The sequence below is a fragment of the Solwaraspora sp. WMMD937 genome (genome assembly GCF_029581175.1).
GTDB lineage: Bacteria > Actinomycetota > Actinomycetes > Mycobacteriales > Micromonosporaceae > Micromonospora_E.
Map to the genome: position 1 here is coordinate 3,116,021 of NZ_CP120738.1, position 17,999 is coordinate 3,134,019.

Annotated in this window: 3 protein-coding genes; all 3 read left to right on the top strand. The window is 73.5% G+C overall.

The annotated features are described in order from the left end of the window. Nucleotides 1–64 precede the first annotated feature (64 nt). Nucleotides 65–1,324, top strand: coding sequence for a methylaspartate mutase (locus O7621_RS13635; RefSeq protein ID WP_282234588.1), 1,260 nt, complete (start codon nucleotides 65–67; stop codon nucleotides 1,322–1,324). 282 nt (nucleotides 1,325–1,606) lie between these two features. Next, entirely contained in the window at nucleotides 1,607–2,797 is a 1,191-nt protein-coding gene (locus tag O7621_RS13640; protein ID WP_282234296.1) for a cytochrome P450, read from the top strand. A 93-nt stretch (nucleotides 2,798–2,890) separates the two neighbouring features. Further along, nucleotides 2,891–17,998, top strand: coding sequence for a type I polyketide synthase (locus O7621_RS13645; protein ID WP_282234297.1), 15,108 nt, complete (start codon nucleotides 2,891–2,893; stop codon nucleotides 17,996–17,998). The last annotated feature ends 1 nt before the right edge of the window (nucleotide 17,999 follow it).

The following is a 17,999-nucleotide window of genomic DNA, read 5'->3' on the forward strand; positions in this document are numbered from 1 at the left end:
GACCCGTTCACCGGTGACGGCGACCGGTGCACCGGTCGCGGCGACGGCCGGCGACCGGGTCCGGATCGGCCTCGGCGAGTTCGTCCGCGCCGCGCGGGCCGCCGGGAACCTGGTGGTGCAGCCGAGGATGGGCTTCGGCAGCCCGGAGTCGATGCGCAGCGGGTTGCGGGCCACCAAGGCGGTACCGGCGACCACCGTGGGCACGATCACCCTGGACAGTTACACCCGGGTCGGTGACCTTGCCGCCGCCGAGCGGGCCGTCCTCGCCGGCGCGGACCTCAACGGCTACCCCATCGTCAGTCATCCGGTGCACGTGACCCGGTCCGTTCTGGACGGGGTACGCGACAGCGGGTTCCCGGTCCAGCTGCGCCACGGCTCGGCGACTCCGCAGCACATCTTCGCCGCGCTGATCGCCGCCGGCCTGGACGCCACCGAAGGCGGACCGGTCTCCTACTGCCTGCCGTACGGACGGGTGCCGCTGGAAGAGTCCGTGCGTAGTTGGGCACAGTGCTGTGAGCTCTTCGCCCACCTGCGCGAGCACGCGCCGGTCGAGCCCAACCTGGAGACGTTCGGCGGCTGCATGCTCGGCCAGCTCTGCCCACCCAGCCAACTGGTGGCGCTCAGCGTGCTGGAGGCGATGTTCTTCCGCCAGTACGGGGTACGCAGCGTGGCGGTCAGCTACGCCCAGCAGACGAACCCGCGCCAGGACGAGGAAGCAATCTTCGCGTTGCGCCGACTCTGCGCCGAGCTGCTCGACGACATCGACTGGCACGTGGTCGTCTACACGTACATGGGGGTGTACCCGACCACGCCGTGCGGAGCGCGGCGGCTGCTCGCCGAAGCCGTGGAGCTGGCCCGGGCCACCGGGTCCGAGCGGCTGATCGTCAAGACGGTCGTGGAGTCGCAGCGGATTCCGACCATCGCCGAGAACGTCGACGCGCTCGAATTCGCCGGTGCCGCCGCCCGCAGCCGGCCCGCACCGCGGCCGGGTGTCGACCCGGCCGCCGACTCGCAGACCTACCAGGAGGCGCGCGCCATGGTGGAAGCGATCCGCGACCTCGACGGCGACCTCGGTCGTGCGTTGCTGCACAGCTTCAAACGCGGCTACCTGGACATCCCGTACTGCCTGCACCCGGACAATCTCGGCCGGACCCGCAGCTACCTGGACGTGGACGGGGCCCTGAGGTGGGCGGACATCGGGCTGCTTCCGATCGGTCATCTGGTGCCACGCCGGCAGCGGCGGCAGGTGAGCTCGGCCGGGCTGCTGGACGCACTCGGCTACGTGCGACGCAAGTACGACACGGCAGGAAGTGAGTTGCGTTGACCTCCGTCCCGCGCTGAAGGATCGGGGGACTCCCTTGGCCGCCCAAGGGGATTCCTGTTCCACCGACGACCGCCCCGTCCGAGAGGAGGACTCCCGGTGAGGTCCTGCACCGCCTCCACAGGCAATCACGGAGAGCCCTATCGATCCGGCCGTGAGCCGTGGGGCGGTGTGTGGGGTGGACGCCGGTCCGCCTCGGCGCCGGATCGGCTTGCCCTGCCCTGCTCCGCAGGAGTTCCGTCTTCTCCCCGGCCGCGACGCCGGAGTATCCACGGAAGGAATCCGATGACGGCAGTCGACCGGCAGGTCCGCCGGTATCCGTTCCCGATGCAGCGCACCGAGGTGTCGCCGATGTACGCGACACTACGCCGCAGCGAACCCGTCAGCCGGGTGCAGCTGCCCTACGGTGAGCCGGCCTGGTTGGTCACCCGGCACCGGGACGTCAGGACCGTACTGTCCGATCCGCGGTTCAGCCGGGCCGTCGCACAGGGCCTCGACCAGCCACGGATGCGGGTCGAGAACATGAACGACGGCATCATGGGGATGGACCCGCCGGACCACACGCGACTGCGCCGGCTGGCGATGAAGGCGTTCACCGCACGGCGGGTCGAGAGGATGCGCGTCACCGTCGAGCGGATCACCACCGAGCTGCTGGACGCGATGGTGGCCGCCGGCCAGCCGGCCGACCTGGTGACGCATTTCGCGCGGCCGTTGCCGGTGACCGTCATCTGCGGGTTGCTCGGGGTGCCCTTCGAGGACTATCCGAGGTTCACTCGCTGGACCGAGGCGTTCACCAACGACGAGTCGGCGTCGACCGGTGTTCTCGCCACGGTCGGCCCGGAGATGGACGCCTACTTCGCCGAGCTGGTCGCCCAGCGTCGCCGACGGCCTACCGACGACCTGCTGGGCGCCCTGGTCCGGGCCCGCGACGACGGTGACAAGCTGACCGAGACCGAGCTGATCGACCTGGCCGGTGCCGGCCTGCTCACCGCCGGCACCGAGACGGTCTCCTGCGGTTTGCCGAGCTTCGTCTACACGCTGCTGCGGCATCCGCTGGCGCTGGCGCGGCTGCGCGCCGAGCCGGACCTGATGCCGTCGGCGGTCGAGGAGCTGCTGCGGTTCGTGCCGATCAACACGGCGGCGATGTTCGCCCGATACGCGCTGGAGGACGTGGAGCTGTCCGGTGTCACGGTACGCGCCGGTGAACCCGTCCTGCCGTCGTTGGCGGCGGCCAACCGTGACCCGGACGTGTTCACGGATCCGGACCGCCTCGACCTGACCCGGGCGACGAACCCGCACGTGACGTTCGGCTACGGGCCACATCTGTGCATCGGGGCGCAACTGGCCCGGTTGGAGTTGCAGGTCGCCCTGCGTGCCCTGCTCGACCGGTTCCTACGACTCGACGTCACCGACGATCTGGAGTGGAAGTTCGGCGTGATCGTACGCGGTCCGGCCACTCTGCCGATCACCTGGTGAGGGGTCGCTAGGGGTCCGGCGGTGGATTGCCCGTCACTAGCATCGAGCCAAGTCCTCGCATTCGCTTTGCCGCTTTAGTTGTGGAGTGCCCGGATGAACATCCAGCCCGAGAGCGTCGTCGACGACACCACCGGCAGCTCGGGCGGTGTCGCCGGGTTCCGTACCCGGTTGGCCGGGTTGCCCCCGGTGGAGCAGCACCGCCTGGTGCTCGAGCTGGTGTGCGTCGTGACCACCCAGGTCATCTCGCAGGTCCAGCCCGATGCGCCGGCCGCGGTGGACCCGGTGCTGCCCTTCCAGGACCTCGGGTTCGACTCGCTGGCCGCGGTCGAACTGCACGAGCGGCTGACCGCCGCCACCGGCCTGGCGCTGCCGGTGACCCTGGCGTTCGACCACCCGACCCCGCAGGCCGTCGCCGATCTCGTGGTGCGGCAGCTGGTCGGCACGCCCGCCGACGCCCGGCCGGTACGCCCCGGACGCGACAGCGCGGACGAACCGATCGCGATCGTCGGCATCGGCTGCCGCTACCCCGGCGGGGTGTTCTCCGCCGCCGACCTGTGGCAGCTCGTCGCCGACGGCCGGCACGTGATCGGGGAGTTCCCGACCGACCGGGGCTGGGACCTGGCCGGACTGTTCGACCCGGACCCCGACCGGCCGGGCACCAGCTACGTGCGCCACGGCGCCTTCCTCGACACCGCCGCCGAGTTCGACGCCGACTTCTTCGGCATCGGCCCGCGCGAGGCGTCGGCGATGGACCCGCAGCAGCGGCTGGTGCTGGAAACGTCCTGGGTCGCGCTGGAACACGCCGGCATCGACCCCATGTCACTGCGCGGCAGCCGGACCGGGGTGTTCGTCGGCGCCGAACCGCAGGAGTACGGACCACGACTGTACGAGGCCCCGGCCGGGCTGGACGGCTACCTGCTGGCCGGCAACGCGCCGAGCGTGGTCGCCGGGCGGGTGGCGTACATCCTGGGGTTGCACGGCCCCACCCTGACCGTGGACACCGCCTGCTCCGGGTCCCTGGTCGCGCTGCACCTGGCCAGCCAGGCCCTGCGCACCGGCGAGGCGTCGCTGGCGTTGGCCGGCGGGGTCGCGGTGATGGGCGGCCCCGGCACCTTCACCGCGTTCAGCCGCCAACGCGGCCTGGCCCCCGACGGCCGCTGCAAGCCGTTCGCCGATGCCGCCGACGGCACCGGCTTCGCCGAGGGGGTCGGGATCCTCGTCCTGGAACGGCTCGGTGAGGCACGTCGGCGTGGACACCGGGTTCTCGCCGTGCTGCGCGGCTCGGCGATCAACTCCGACGGGGCGAGCAACGGGTTGACCGCCCCCAGCGGGCCCGCGCAGCAACAGGTGATCGCGGCGGCGCTGGCCGACGCCGGACTCGTCCCGGGTGACGTCGACGCCGTCGAGGCGCACGGCACCGGCACCAGGCTCGGCGACCCGATCGAGGCGCAGGCGCTGCTCGCGGCGTACGGCCAGGAGCGGGTCGAACCGCTGTGGATCGGTTCGCTCAAGTCCAACATCGGCCACACCCAGGCGGCAGCCGGGGTGGCGGGCGTGATCAAGATGATCATGGCCCTGCAGCACTCGCTGCTGCCCGCGACGCTGCACGTCGACCGCCCCACGCCGCGGGTGGACTGGACCGCCGGCGCGGTCGCGCTGCTGACCGACGCCCGCCCCTGGCCGGCACTGCCGCGTCCGCGCCGCGCCGGGATCTCCTCGTTCGGTGTGAGCGGCACCAACGCCCACGTCATCGTCGAAGAGGCCGACGCCGAGACCGCCGTACCCGCCGAGACCGGTGTGTCCGCCGGGGCCGGCGAACCGGCGGGCCAGGAAGCGCCCGCGGTGCTGCCCCTGGTGCTCTCGGCCCGCAGCGCGTCGGCGTTGCGGGCACAGGCCGGTCAGCTGCTGCCGTTGCTGCGGGCCGGGACGTCGCTGCCCGACACCGCGTACGCGCTGGCCACCACCCGCGCCGCGCTGGAACACCGGGCCGTGGTGCTCGCCGCCGACGCGCCCGAGGCGGTACGGGGCCTGGAGGCGCTGGCCGCAGGCGAGACGACCGGTTCCGGAGTCTATGTAGGACGTACGGCTGGCGGCAGGGTCGCGTACCTGTTCACCGGTCAGGGTGCCCAGCGGCTCGCCGCCGGGCAGGCCCTCGCCCGGCGGTTCCCCGCGTTCGCGCGGGCCTTCGCCGACGCCGCCGACCAGGTCGACGTGCACCTGGACCGACCGCTGCGCTCCATCCTGGCCGGCGACGACCCGGCCCTGCTCGACCAGACCCGGTACGCCCAGGCCGCGATCTTCGTCACCGAGGTGGCGTTGTACCGGCTACTGGAGTCGTGGGGGCTTCGCCCCGACTACGTACTGGGCCACTCGGTCGGCGAGCTGGCCGCCGCCCACGTCGCCGGGGTGCTCACCCTGGCCGACGCGGCGCTGCTGGTGACCGCCCGGGGCGAGCTCATGCAGGCGTTGCCCGTCGGCGGAGCGATGGTCGCCATCGAGGCGGCACCCGACGAACTGCCCGAGCGGCTGCCCGCCGACGTGAGCGTCGCGGCCGTCAACGGTCCGCGCTCGCTGGTCATCTCCGGCGACGAGCGGACGGTCACCCAGGTCGCCGAGACCTTCGCCGCACAGGGCCGCCGGATTCACCCACTGCGGGTGTCGCACGCCTTCCACTCCGCCCGGATGGACCCGATGCTCGCGCCGTACCGCCAGTTCGCCCAGGTGGTCGACTTCGCTCCGGCCCGGATCCCGATGGTGTCGACGGTGACCGGCGCGCTGATCGGCGACGACGAACTGGCCGACCCGGAGTACTGGGTACGGCAGGTGCGTCAGAGCGTCCAGTTCGCCGACGGCATGGCCGCGCTGGTCGCCGCCGGGGTGCGTACCTTCGTCGAACTCGGCCCGGACGCGGTGCTCAGCGTGCTCGGCCCGGCCTGCCTGCCCGACGGCCTCGACGACGTCTCCCTCGTCGCCACCTTGCGGCCGGGCCGCGACGAGGTCAGGGACCTGGTCGGAGTGCTCGCCCACCTGCACCAGCGCGGTGCGTCGGTGACGTGGCCGGCCGTGTTCGGCGGGCGGGTGAACCACCGGGTCGAGCTGCCTACGTATCCGTTCCAGCGTCGCCGGCACTGGCTCACGCCACCCGGCCCGCGCCGTGACGCGCCCGCACTCGGCCAGGCCGACGCCGAACATCCACTGCTCGGCGCGGTGGTCCGGCTCGCCGACGGCGACCGTACGCTGCTCACCGGCCGGATCTCGGCGCAGACCCATCCCTGGTTGGCCGACCACGTCGTCGCCGGTGCGAACCTGCTGCCCGCCACCGCCTTCGTCGAACTCGCCGGACACGCCGGCGCGCTGCTGGGCAGCCCGATGGTGGCCGAACTGACCCTGCACGCGCCGCTGGTCCTGGCCGACGGGGCGGCAACCGCACTGCAGATCATGGTCGGTCCCGACCAGGATGACGGCCGGCGTACCGTCACAATCCACTCCTGCGGCGAAGCCGTGACCAGCGGCAGCCGCTGGCTGCAGCACGCCAGTGGCACCCTGGCGCCGGCCGCGCCGGCCGCACCCACCGAAGCCGACTGGGCCGTGACGTGGCCACCGCCCGGCGCCGAACCGGTCGACCTGTCCGGCTGGTACGAGCGGCTCGCCGCCCAGGGCTACCAGTACGGCGACAGCTTCCGTGGGCTGCGGGCCGCCTGGCGTTCGGCAGGCGAGGCGTTCCTGCACGTCGAACTTCCCGAGCCGGTCCACGTCGAGGGCTACCGGCTGCATCCGGCCCTGCTCGACGCGGTGCTGCAGGCCACCGAACTGGCGACCGAGCCGCCTACCAGGGCGCCGGACGAGCCGGCGACCGACTCGCCGCCGGCCCAGCCGGGCGGTGCCGGGCAGATCCGGTTGCCGTTCGCCTGGCGCCAGGTGTCCGCTCTGACCACCGGCGCGCGCGCCCTGCGGGTGCGGGTCACCTCGGCCGGCGGGCACGGGGTGTCGATCGAGGCCGTCGACGCCACCGGCGCGCCCGTGGCGAACGTCGAGTCCTTCGTCACCCGTCCCGCCGACGCCGCCCGGCTGGCCGTACCGACCGCCGGCGGCCAGCTCTACCGGGTGACCTGGATTCCGGTCGGCCCGGCGCAGCGGCCGCTCACGTACGTGCTGCTCGACCAGGTCCGGCAACTGCCCGACGTGCTGCCGCAGGTCGTGGTACTGCCGGTGCGTGCCGCCGGCACCGGAGCGGAGGCGGTCCGCGCCGCCTGCGACGAGACGCTGGCGGTGATCCGGTCGTGGCTGGCCGACCCCCGTACGACCGAATGCCGGCTGGCCATCGTGACCGCTGGCGGTAACACCCTCGACGGTGATCGCGCCGGCACCGCCGACCCTGCCCACGGGGGCGTACACGGCCTGGTCCGGGCGGCCCAGGCCGAACATCCCGGCAGGTTCCTGCTGCTCGACGTCGTCGACACCGACGCCAGCGGCCTGGCCGCCGCGCTCGCCGTCGCCGTCACCGCGGACGAACCCCAGGTCGCGGTTCGCGTCGGCGCGGTGCTGGCGCCCCGGCTGGTCCTCGCCCCGCCAGTGCAACCACTCCCGTCCGTTCCGGCCGTCGGAGCCGCCCCCGCTGGCGCAGCCGTCCGCAACGGTCGGTCGGGCCGGCTCGATCCGGCCGGCACGGTGCTGATCACCGGTGGCACCGGCGGGGTCGGGGCCGTCCTCGCCGAGCATCTGGTCCGTGCGCACGGGGTACGGCACCTGCTGCTGGTCAGCCGGAGCGGCCCGCAGGCCGCCGGAGCCGGGGACCTGACCGCCAGACTGGCCGAGCTGGGGGCCAGCGCGCGCGTCGCCGCCTGCGACGTGTCCGACCGGTCCGCCCTCGCCGCGCTGCTCGACGGCATCGCGCCCGAGCACCCGCTGACCGCGGTGGTGCACGCCGCTGGCGTACTCGACGACGGGCTCGTCGACACCCTCACCGAGCAGCGGATGGAGGCCGTCGCCGCCGCGAAGGCGTACGCCGCCTGGCATCTGCACGAGCTGACCCGGGAACTGCCGCTGGCCCGGTTCGTGCTCTGCTCGTCGGCCGCCGGTCACCTTGACGGTGCCGGCCAGGCGAACTACGCGGCCGCGAACGCCGCGCTGGACGCCCTCGCCGCCTACCGTCGTGACGCCGGCCTGCCCGCGCTCAGTCTGGCGTGGGGGCTGTGGGCACAGGCCGGTGGCATGGGTGACCGGCTGGACGACGCGGCCCGGCGACGTATCGAACGATCCGGCCTGCCCGGCCTGTCCACCCAGGAAAATCTGGAGCTGTTCGACGCGGCGCTGAGCGTACCGGCGGCGACGCTGCTGCCGCTGCGGCTCGACCCGGCCGCGCTGCGGGCCAGGCCGGACGGTGTGCCGCCGCTGCTGCGTCAGATCGTCCCGGTGGTCCACCCCGGCGGAAACCGGTCGACAGCCGTGACCGGCACCGTGGCGTCCGGCACCGCGAGGCCGGACGGGCGTCCGGCACCGCACGGAGCGGCGGCCGACTGGGCACGGCTCGCCCCGGCCGAGCGGCAGCGCGCCGTGCTCACCCTGGTCCGCCGCCACGCGGCCGCCGTCCTCGGGCACAGCGGTGCCGAGGCCGTCGAGCCCGACCGGCCGTTCAGCGAGGTCGGGTTCGACTCGCTGGCCGCCGTGGAGCTGCGCAACCTGCTGACCACCGAGACCGGGTTCACCCTGCCGGCCACGCTCGTCTTCGACTACCCGACCCCGCAGGCGCTGGCCGCCTACCTGGTCGACAAGGCGGTGCGGGTCGTCGACGCGCCGGCAGCCGCGCCGGGCACCGTCACCGCCGCCACCGACGAGCCGATCGCGATCGTCGCGATGGCGTGCCGCTATCCGGGCGACGTGGCGTCACCGGAGCAGCTGTGGCGCCTGGTCGCCGACGGGGTGGACGCGGTCAGCGAGTTCCCCACCGACCGGGGGTGGCAGCTCGAGCAGATTTACCACCCCGAGCCGGGACAACCCGGTCGCAGCTATGTCAACCAGGGCGGATTCCTGCACGACGCGGCCATGTTCGATCCGGAGTTCTTCGGGATCAGTCCACGGGAGGCGGCCGCGATGGATCCGCAGCAGCGCCTGCTGCTGGAGATCACCTGGGAGGCGGTCGAACGCGCCGGAATCAACCCGCATTCGTTGCGCGGATCCCGTACCGGGGTGTTCGCCGGCGTCATGTACCACGACTGGGGCACCCGGCTCGGGCAGGTCTCCGAGGAGATCGCGGGCTACCTGGGCAACGGCAGTCTGGCGAGCGTGGTGTCCGGCCGGATCGCGTACACCTTCGGCTTCGAAGGGCCCGCCGTCACCGTCGACACCGCCTGCTCCTCGTCGCTGGTCGCGTTGCACTGGGCGGCGCGGGCGCTACAGCAGGGGGAGTGTACGTTGGCCCTGGCCGGCGGGGTGACCGTCATGTCCACACCCGACACGTTCATCGACTTCAGTCGCCAGCGCGGGCTGGCCGGCGACGGCCGATGCAAGTCGTTCGCGGCGGCGGCGGACGGCACCGGCTGGGGCGAGGGTGCCGGCGTGCTGCTGCTGGAGCGGTTGTCGGACGCCCAGCGCAACGGCCACCCGGTGCTGGCGGTCATCCGAGGTTCGGCGGTCAACTCCGACGGCGCCAGCAACGGACTGACCGCCCCGAACGGCCCGTCCCAGGAACGCGTGATCCACGACGCGCTGGCCAGTGCCGGGCTGAGCTTGGCGGACGTCGACGCCGTCGAGGCACACGGCACCGGCACCACCCTGGGCGACCCGATCGAGGCGCAGGCGCTGATCAACACCTACGGACAGCATCGGCGCGGCGACCGACCGCTGTGGCTCGGCTCGATCAAGTCGAACCTCGGCCACACCCAGGCGGCCGCCGGCGTCGCCGGGGTGATCAAGATGGTCGAGGCGATGCGGCACGCTGAACTGCCTCGGACCCTGCACGTGGACCAGCCATCGGCACAGGTCGACTGGTCGGCGGGCGAGGTGCGACTGCTGGCGCGGGCACGCCCGTGGCCGGCACCGGACGGCCTGCGGCGGGCGGCGGTGTCGTCGTTCGGCATCAGCGGTACGAACGCCCACGTGATCCTCGAGCAGGCGCCGGTGCGGGTGCCGGCGCCGGTGCCCGCCGACCCGGGACCGGCTCACGCCGCAGTGGTGCCGCTGGTGCTGTCCGCGCGCGACTCCGCCGCGCTGCGGGAGCTCGCGCAGCGGCTGGTGCCCGTGGTGGAGTCCGGTGTGCCACTGACCGACGTGGCGCGGGCGCTGGCCGGCACGCGGGCGGTGTTCCCGCACCGGGCCGTGGTGCTGGCCGAGAACCCGATGGACGCCACCGCCGGACTACGGCTGGTCGCCACTGGCGGAACCGCCGCGCGGGTCGTCGTCGGTTCGGTGACCGGTGACGGCGAGGTCGGCTTCGTGTTCCCCGGCCAGGGTTCGCAGCGGCCGCGGATGGGTCGTGGGCTGTACCACCGGTTCGGTGTGTTCGCGGCGGCGTTCGACGAGGCGTGCGCGGTCTTCGACGAGCTGGGGCTGCCGTTGCGCGACGCGCTGCTCGGCGAGACCGACGACTGGTTGGACCAGACCGCGTACGTACAGCCGGGGCTGTTCGCGGTGGAGGTGGCGCTGAGCCGGTTGCTGCGTTCGTGGGCGGTGAACCCGGACGTGGTGCTCGGCCACTCGGTGGGCGAGTTGGCGGCGGCGGTGGTCTCCGGTGCGCTGTCGCTCACCGACGGCTGCCAGGTGGCGGCACACCGGGGCCGGTTGATGCAGCGACTACCCGCAGGCGGAGCGATGGCGGCGGTGGGTGCCGCCGAGGACGTGGTGCGTCCCTTGCTGGGCGACGGCGTGTGGCTGGCGGCGGTCAACGGGCCGTCGGCGGTGGTGCTGTCCGGGTCGCGCCCGGCGGTGGAGTCGGCGGTGGATCGGCTGCCGGCGGGGACCCCGGTCTCCTGGCTGCGGGTGTCCCACGCCTTCCACTCCGGGCTGATGGAACCGGTTCTGGCTGACTTCCGGCAGGTCGTGGCGCAGGTGGCGAGCCGACCGCTGACGGTGCCGGCGGTGTCGTCGGTCTCCGGCGACGCGGTTGACGACCAGTGGGGCGAGCCGGACTACTGGGTGGACCAGATCCGGCGGCCGGTACGTTTCGGCGACGCGGTGACCAGCGCGGTCGACACCGGCGTGACGACGTTCGTGGAGGTCGGGCCCGGCGCGGCGCTGTCCGGCCTGGTCGCCACGAGCGTCGCCGGCACCGAGGTGGTGCCGTTGCTGCGCACCGGGGTCGACGAGGTGGAGTCGGTGCTGACCGGCGCCGCCCGGCTGTGGGTACGCGGTGCCACGGTCGACTGGGACGCGGTGCTGCCGCCCGCGGCCGACAACGACAGCGGCCGTGGACCTGTCGACCTGCCCACCTATCCGTTCCAGCGCAGACGTTACTGGTTGGCGGCCAGCGCCGACCCGACCGGCGTGGGCCAGACCCCGGCGCGGCACCCGATGCTCGCGGCGGTGCTGCCGCTGGCCGGCGCGGGTGTCGTACTAACCGGGCAGCTGGACCCGGCCACGCAGCCGTGGCTCGCCGACCATCAGGTACTGGACACCGTGCTGCTGCCCGGCACGGCGTTCGTCGAACTCGCGCTGCGCGCCGGGGCGCAGGTGGACCATCCGGTCCTGGGTGAGCTGACCCTGCAGGCCCCGCTGCCGTTGAACGGGGCCGACGGCGCGGTCGTCCAGGTCGTCGTCGACTGCCCCGGGCCCGACGGATGCTCGATATCCATCCACTCGCGCCCCGCCAACGCTGCCGCTGACGCCGCCTGGACCCGGCACGCGACCGGGACCATGCGGCCCGCGACGACCGCAACCGGCGGCGGTGCCACCGGTGCCGCGCTGACCGAGTGGCCGCCGGCCGGGGCCACCGCGATCGACGTGACCGCGGCCTACGACCAGCTCGCCGATCGCGGCTACGGCTACGGACCGGCCTTCCAGGGACTGCAGGCCGCGTGGCGGCGCGGCGAGGAGATCTTCGCGGAGGTCACCCTCCCCGCCGACACCGCCAGCACCGGTTACGGGCTGCACCCGGCGCTGCTGGACGCCGCGATGCACGCCGACCTGCTCGCCGGTGGACCGACCCTGCTGCCGTTCGTCTGGAACGACGTCGTGCTGCACCGGTCCGGCGCGTCCGAACTACGGGTACGCATCACCCGCCGGCGCGGCGACGAGCTGTCCTCGATCGACGTCGCCGACGTCGCCGGCCAGCCGGTGGCGAGCATCGGCACACTGGTTTCTCGACCCGTCGCGCCGGCCCAGCTGGCCGCACCGGCCGGTCAGCAGCTGCACACCGTCGAGTGGACACCGGTGTCCGGCGGAGAACCAGTCACCGCCGACGAGTGGCACACGATCGGCGCGCCGTACGGCACCGAGCCGACCTGGCCGGATCCGGCTGCCCTGCTGGCGGCGGTCGACGACGGAACCCCGGCGCCCCGGGTGCTGGTGCTGCGCGTGCCCGACCGGGACGGATCGGGCACGGTCGCGCAGGCGGCCCGGGCGGCGGTCGAGACGACACTGGCCGTCGCGCAGGCGTTCGTCGCCGACCGCCGGTTCGACGCGACCCGGTTGACCGTCGTGACCGACAGGGCGGTCCGGCTGCCCACCGACGCCGAGCCGGCGCTCGCCCACGCCGGGGTGTGGGGGCTGATCCGGGCGGCGGAGCAGGAGCAGCCGGGCCGGTTCCAGCTGATCGACCTGGACCGCGGGGACGCGACGGCCGTCGCTGGACTACGGGCGGGACTCGCTGGCGACGAACCGGAGCTGGCGGTGCGGGACGGGCGCTGTTTCGTGCCCCGGTTGAGCCGCTACCCGGCCGGTACCGCCGCCACGGCGACCTGGGATCCCGACGGCACGGTGCTGATCACCGGTGGTACGGGTGGTCTGGGTGGTCTGGTGGCGCGGCATCTGGTGCGGGTGCACGGGGTGCGGCATCTGGTGTTGGTGGGTCGGCGTGGGTTGGGTTCGCCGGGCGTGGGGGAGTTGTGTGCTGAGTTGTCGGGGTTGGGGGCGCGGGTCAGGGTCGTCGGGTGTGATTTGGCGGACCGGGGTGCGGTGGCGGGGGTGTTGGCGGGGATCGATGCTGATCATCCGTTGACGGCGGTGGTGCACGCCGCCGGTGTCGCCGAGGCCGGCACGCTGACCACCTTGACCCCGGACGCGGTGTCTGCTGTGTTCGGCCCCAAGGTCGACGCCGCCTGGCACCTGCACGAGTTGACCCGGGAGCTGCCGCTGGCCGCGTTCGTGCTGTTCTCTTCCGCCGGCGGGCTGGTGCTGGCCGCCGGGCAGGGCACCTACGCGGCGGCCAACACGGTCCTCGACCAGTTGGCGCAGTACCGGGCGGCGCACGGGCTGCCGGCGACGGCGATGGCCTGGGGGATGTGGAACGAAGCCACCGGGATGGGTGCGCCGGACCGCGCCGACCTGCACCGGATGTCCCGGCTCGGGATGCCCGCCCTGGACCGCGGGGACGCGCTGGCGATGTTCGACGCCGCGCTGGCCGCCGGTGTGCCTGCGATCGTTCCGCTCCAGGTGGACCGGGCCGCGCTGCGCGCCAGGTCCGAGGTGCCGGCGCTGCTACGTTCCCTGGCCGGGCGGTCCGTCCGCGACGGTGACCGACCGTCGGCCCGCCGTAACGTCTCCCGACTCGCCGAGCTACCCGCCGAGCAACGCGAGCAGGCGTTGCTCGACCGGGTCCGGGTGGAGGTCGCCGGGGTGCTCGGGTACGACGGTCCGGACGCCGTCGCGCCCAGCCGGGCGTTCCGCGATCTGGGGTTCGACTCGCTCGCCGCGGTCGAGCTGCGTAATCAGCTCGCCACGGCGACCGGGCTGACCCTGCCGGCGACCATGGTGTTCGACCACCCCACTCCCGCCGCCGTGGCGCGGTTGCTGGCGGACCGGCTCACGCCCGGCGGCCCGCCGCCGAACGGCCTGTCGACCGCGGACAGCGCACCGGCCGACACCACCACCACGGCGGGCGCGGCGTCGTCGGTCGCCGTCGCCCCGGCCACCGTCGACGATCCGATCGTGATCGTCGGGATGGCCTGCCGCTACCCCGGCGGGGTGAACTCGCCGGCCGACCTGTGGCGGCTGGTCGTCGACGAGGTCGACGCGATCGCGCCGCTACCCACCGACCGGGGCTGGGACGTCGACGGCATCTACCACCCGGAGCCGGGCATGCCGGGGCGCAGCTACGTGCGGGAAGGTGGCTTCCTCGACGACGCGGCCGGTTTCGATCCGGACTTCTTCGGCATCGGCCGTCGTGAGGCGATCGCCATGGACCCCCAGCAGCGCCTGCTGCTGGAGACCGCCTGGGAGGCCGTCGAACGCGCCGGGATCGACCCCCGTGCCCTGCGCGGCAGCGCGACCGGCGTCTTCGCCGGCGTGATGTACGACGACTACGGCACCCGGTTGCACAACCCACCCGAGGACGTCGTGCCGTACCTGACCAACGGCAGCTCCGCCAGTGTGCTGTCCGGTCGGGTGGCGTACCACCTGGGTCTGGAGGGGCCGGCGGTGTCGGTGGACACGGCGTGTTCGTCGTCGTTGGTGGCGTTGCATCTGGCGGTCAACGCGTTGCGGTCGGGTGAGTGTGCGCTGGCCCTGGCCGGCGGGGTGACGGTGATGTCCACCCCGGAGGTCTTCGTCGACTTCAGTCGGCAGCGTGGTCTGGCGCCGGACGGGCGGTGCAAGTCGTTCTCGGATGACGCGGATGGGACGGCGTGGTCGGAGGGGGTGGGTGTGTTGGTGGTGGAGCGGTTGTCGGATGCGCGGCGTCGTGGTCATGGGGTGTTGGCGGTGGTGCGGGGTAGTGCGGTGGGTTCGGATGGTGCGTCGAACGGGTTGACGGCGCCGTCGGGTCCGGCGCAGGAGCGGGTGATTCGGCGGGCGTTGGCGGTGGCGGGTGTGTCGGCGGGGGATGTGGATGTGGTGGAGGCGCATGGTACGGGGACGCGGTTGGGGGATCCGATCGAGGTGCAGGCGCTGCTGGCGACGTACGGGCAGGGTCGGGATGTGGATCGTCCGTTGTGGTTGGGGTCGTTGAAGTCGAACATCGGTCATGCGCAGGCGGCGGCGGGTGTCGGTGGTGTGATCAAGATGGTGATGGCGTTGCGGGCGGGGGTGTTGCCGCGGTCGTTGCATGTGTCGGAGCCGTCGTCGCATGTGGACTGGTCGGCGGGTGGGGTGCGGGTGTTGACGCGGGCGCGGTCGTGGTCGGGTACCGGCGGAGCACGGCGGGCGGGGGTGTCGTCGTTCGGGTTGAGCGGGACGAACGCGCACGTGATCGTGGAGGAGGCGCCGGGGGATGTGGCGGTGGGTTGGGGGGTGGAGCCGCCGACGCACCACTTCGACCACCAGCGGCTGTGGTTGGAGGACGGCCCCGGCACGAGCGACTTCGGTGCGGCCGGACTGGAACCGCTGAACCATCCACTGCTGTCGGCCGTGGTGGCGATGCCGGACACCGGCGGGCTGACGCTGACCGGACGGATCTCCGTGGCCGGTCAGCCCTGGCTGGCCGACCATCAGGTGCTCGGCCGCGTGCTGCTGCCCGGCACCGCCTTCGTCGAACTCGCCACCCGGGCCGGCGACCAGGTCGGCTGCGCGTACCTGGAGGAACTGACCCAACTGGCGCCGCTGGTGGTGCCCGACGGCGCGGCCCTGGCCCTGCGGGTCGTGCTCGGCGCGGCCGACGACACCGGTCGCCGGCCGGTGTCGGTGTACTCCCGGCCGCAGCGGCACGACACGTCCGACGGGTGGACCAGGCACGCCACCGGGACCCTCGCCCCGGACGCCCCGCCCACGGTGACCGCACCCGACCAGTGGCCGCCGGCCGGTGCCCAGCCGGTCGATCTGGACACCGTGTACGACGACTTCGCCTCCCTGGGGTACGGGTTCGGTCCCACGTTCCGGGGACTGCGCGCACTGTGGCGGCGCGGCGCCGAGGTCTTCGCCGAGGTCGTGCTGCCCGACAGCGCGGACGCCGGGGCGTTCGGGCTGCATCCGGCGCTGCTGGACGCCGCCGTGCAGGCCGCGGACTTCCTGGTCGAGGGCGGACCGCGGGCGATCACCCAGACCCGGGTGCCGTTCGCCTGGACCGGCGTCGCGGTGCGCGCCGCCGGAGCGGGCGCGGTGCGGGTGCACGCCCGCGCCCTGCAGCCGGACGGTGTCGTGGCGCTGGACGTCACCGACCTCGCCGGCCAGCCGGTGGCGACGGTGGGTGCGCTGACGCCCCGGCCGTTGACGCCGGAGCAACTCACCGACGGCGACGAGCCACTGTACGACCTGGTGTGGCGGGGTTGTGCACCGCCGGCAACCGGTGAGGGTCGGCGGGTCGTGCTCGGCACCGACCAGCCTGACCTGGACGCCCTCGCGGCGGTGATCGACGCCGGTGATCCGGCACCGGATCTTGTCGTGCTGACCTGCCGCGTGGGCGACGACGACGGCGCCGTACCGCAGCGGGTCCGTGAGGTGACCCACCGGACACTCGCCACGGTCCAGCGGTGGCTGGCCGACGAGCGCTTCGCCAAGGCCAGACTGGTGGTACTCACCCAGGGTGCCGTCGAACCGGTCACCGACCTGGCCCAGGCGCCGGTGTGGGGCCTGGTCCGGGCCGCGCAGGCGGAGAACCCCGACCGGTTCGTCCTGGTCGACAGTGACTCCGGCGAGTTGCCGGCCCTGCCGTCCGACGAACCCGAGTTGCTGGTACGCGACGGCGAGCTGCGGGTACCGAGGCTGGTACCGGCTGAGGCGGATGACGCGGCCGCGGCCTGGCCGAGGCACGGTACGGTCCTGGTCACCGGCGGCACCGGAGCCCTGGGCGCGCTGGTCGCACGTCACCTGGTCACCCGGCACGGCGTGCGCCGCCTACTGCTGACCAGCCGACGTGGCCAGCAGGCACCTGCGGCGAACCGCCTGGTCACGACCCTCACCGAGCTCGGTGCAGCGGTGTCGGTGGTGGCCTGCGACGTCGCCGACCGCGACGCGCTGGCCGACCTGCTCGCCCAGATCCCGGCCGCGCACCCGTTGACGGCCGTGGTGCACACCGCCGGTGTGCTCGACGACGGGGTCGTCACCGGCCTCACCCCGAAGCGGATCGACACCGTTCTCCGTCCCAAGGTCGATGCCGCGTGGCACCTGCACGAGCTCACCGCCGACCGGGACCTGTCGGCGTTCGTGCTGTTCTCCTCGGCCTCGGGCGTGCTGGACGGTGGCGGCCAGGGCAGCTACGCGGCAGCCAACGTGTTCCTCGACGCGCTCGCCCGGCTGCGCCGGTCCCAGGGACTGCCCGCAGTCTCGGTCGCCTGGGGGCTGTGGGCGGACGATCCCGAACTGGCCTCCAGCGCGATGACCAGCCAACTGGCCGCCGGCGACATCGAGCGGCTGCGTCGACTCGGCGTCACCGCGATCGCCCCGGCCGACGGGCTCGCGCTGCTGGACCGCGCGGTCGCCGCCGCCGGTCCGGTGGCGGTCGCCGTGCAGTTGGATACCGCCGCCGTACGGGCCCGCTCCGCTGACGTACCGGCGGTGCTGCGTGATCTGGCCGGCCCGGCCGCCCGCTCGGTCCCGGTCGCCGCAGCCGACGTACCTCTGCGGCAGCGGCTGGCGGCGATGGGCACCGCCGACCGGGAGCGGACCATGCTCGACCTGGTCCGGTCCCACGTCGTCGCCGTTCTCGGCCGTTCCGACCCGCGCACCGTCGACCCGGACAAGGGGTTCCTCGACCTGGGACTGGACTCGTTGGCCGCGCTCGAACTGCGTAACCGGCTCGCGTCGGCCACCGGCCAGCGGCTGCCGGCGACGTTGGTGTTCGACCAGCCGACCGCCAACCTGCTCGCGGCGTACCTGCGCACCGAACTGCTCGGTGCCGAGCCCGAGCCCGCCGACGGTCCGGACCCGGACGAGGAACGGTTGCGGGCGGCCCTGGCGGCGGTGCCGCTGGCCGCGATCCGTCAGGCGGGGATCTTCGACACCCTGCTCGCGCTCGCCGGCAACGGCGACGCCCCGCACCGCGACGGCGACGCCCCGCACCGCGACGGCGACGCAGCCGAGCGGTCCGCGATCGACGCCGAATCGATCCGGGCCATGAACGTGGACGACCTGGTACGCGCCGCCCTTGGTCGGGGCGATGCCGGCAACTCGAAGGGCTGAG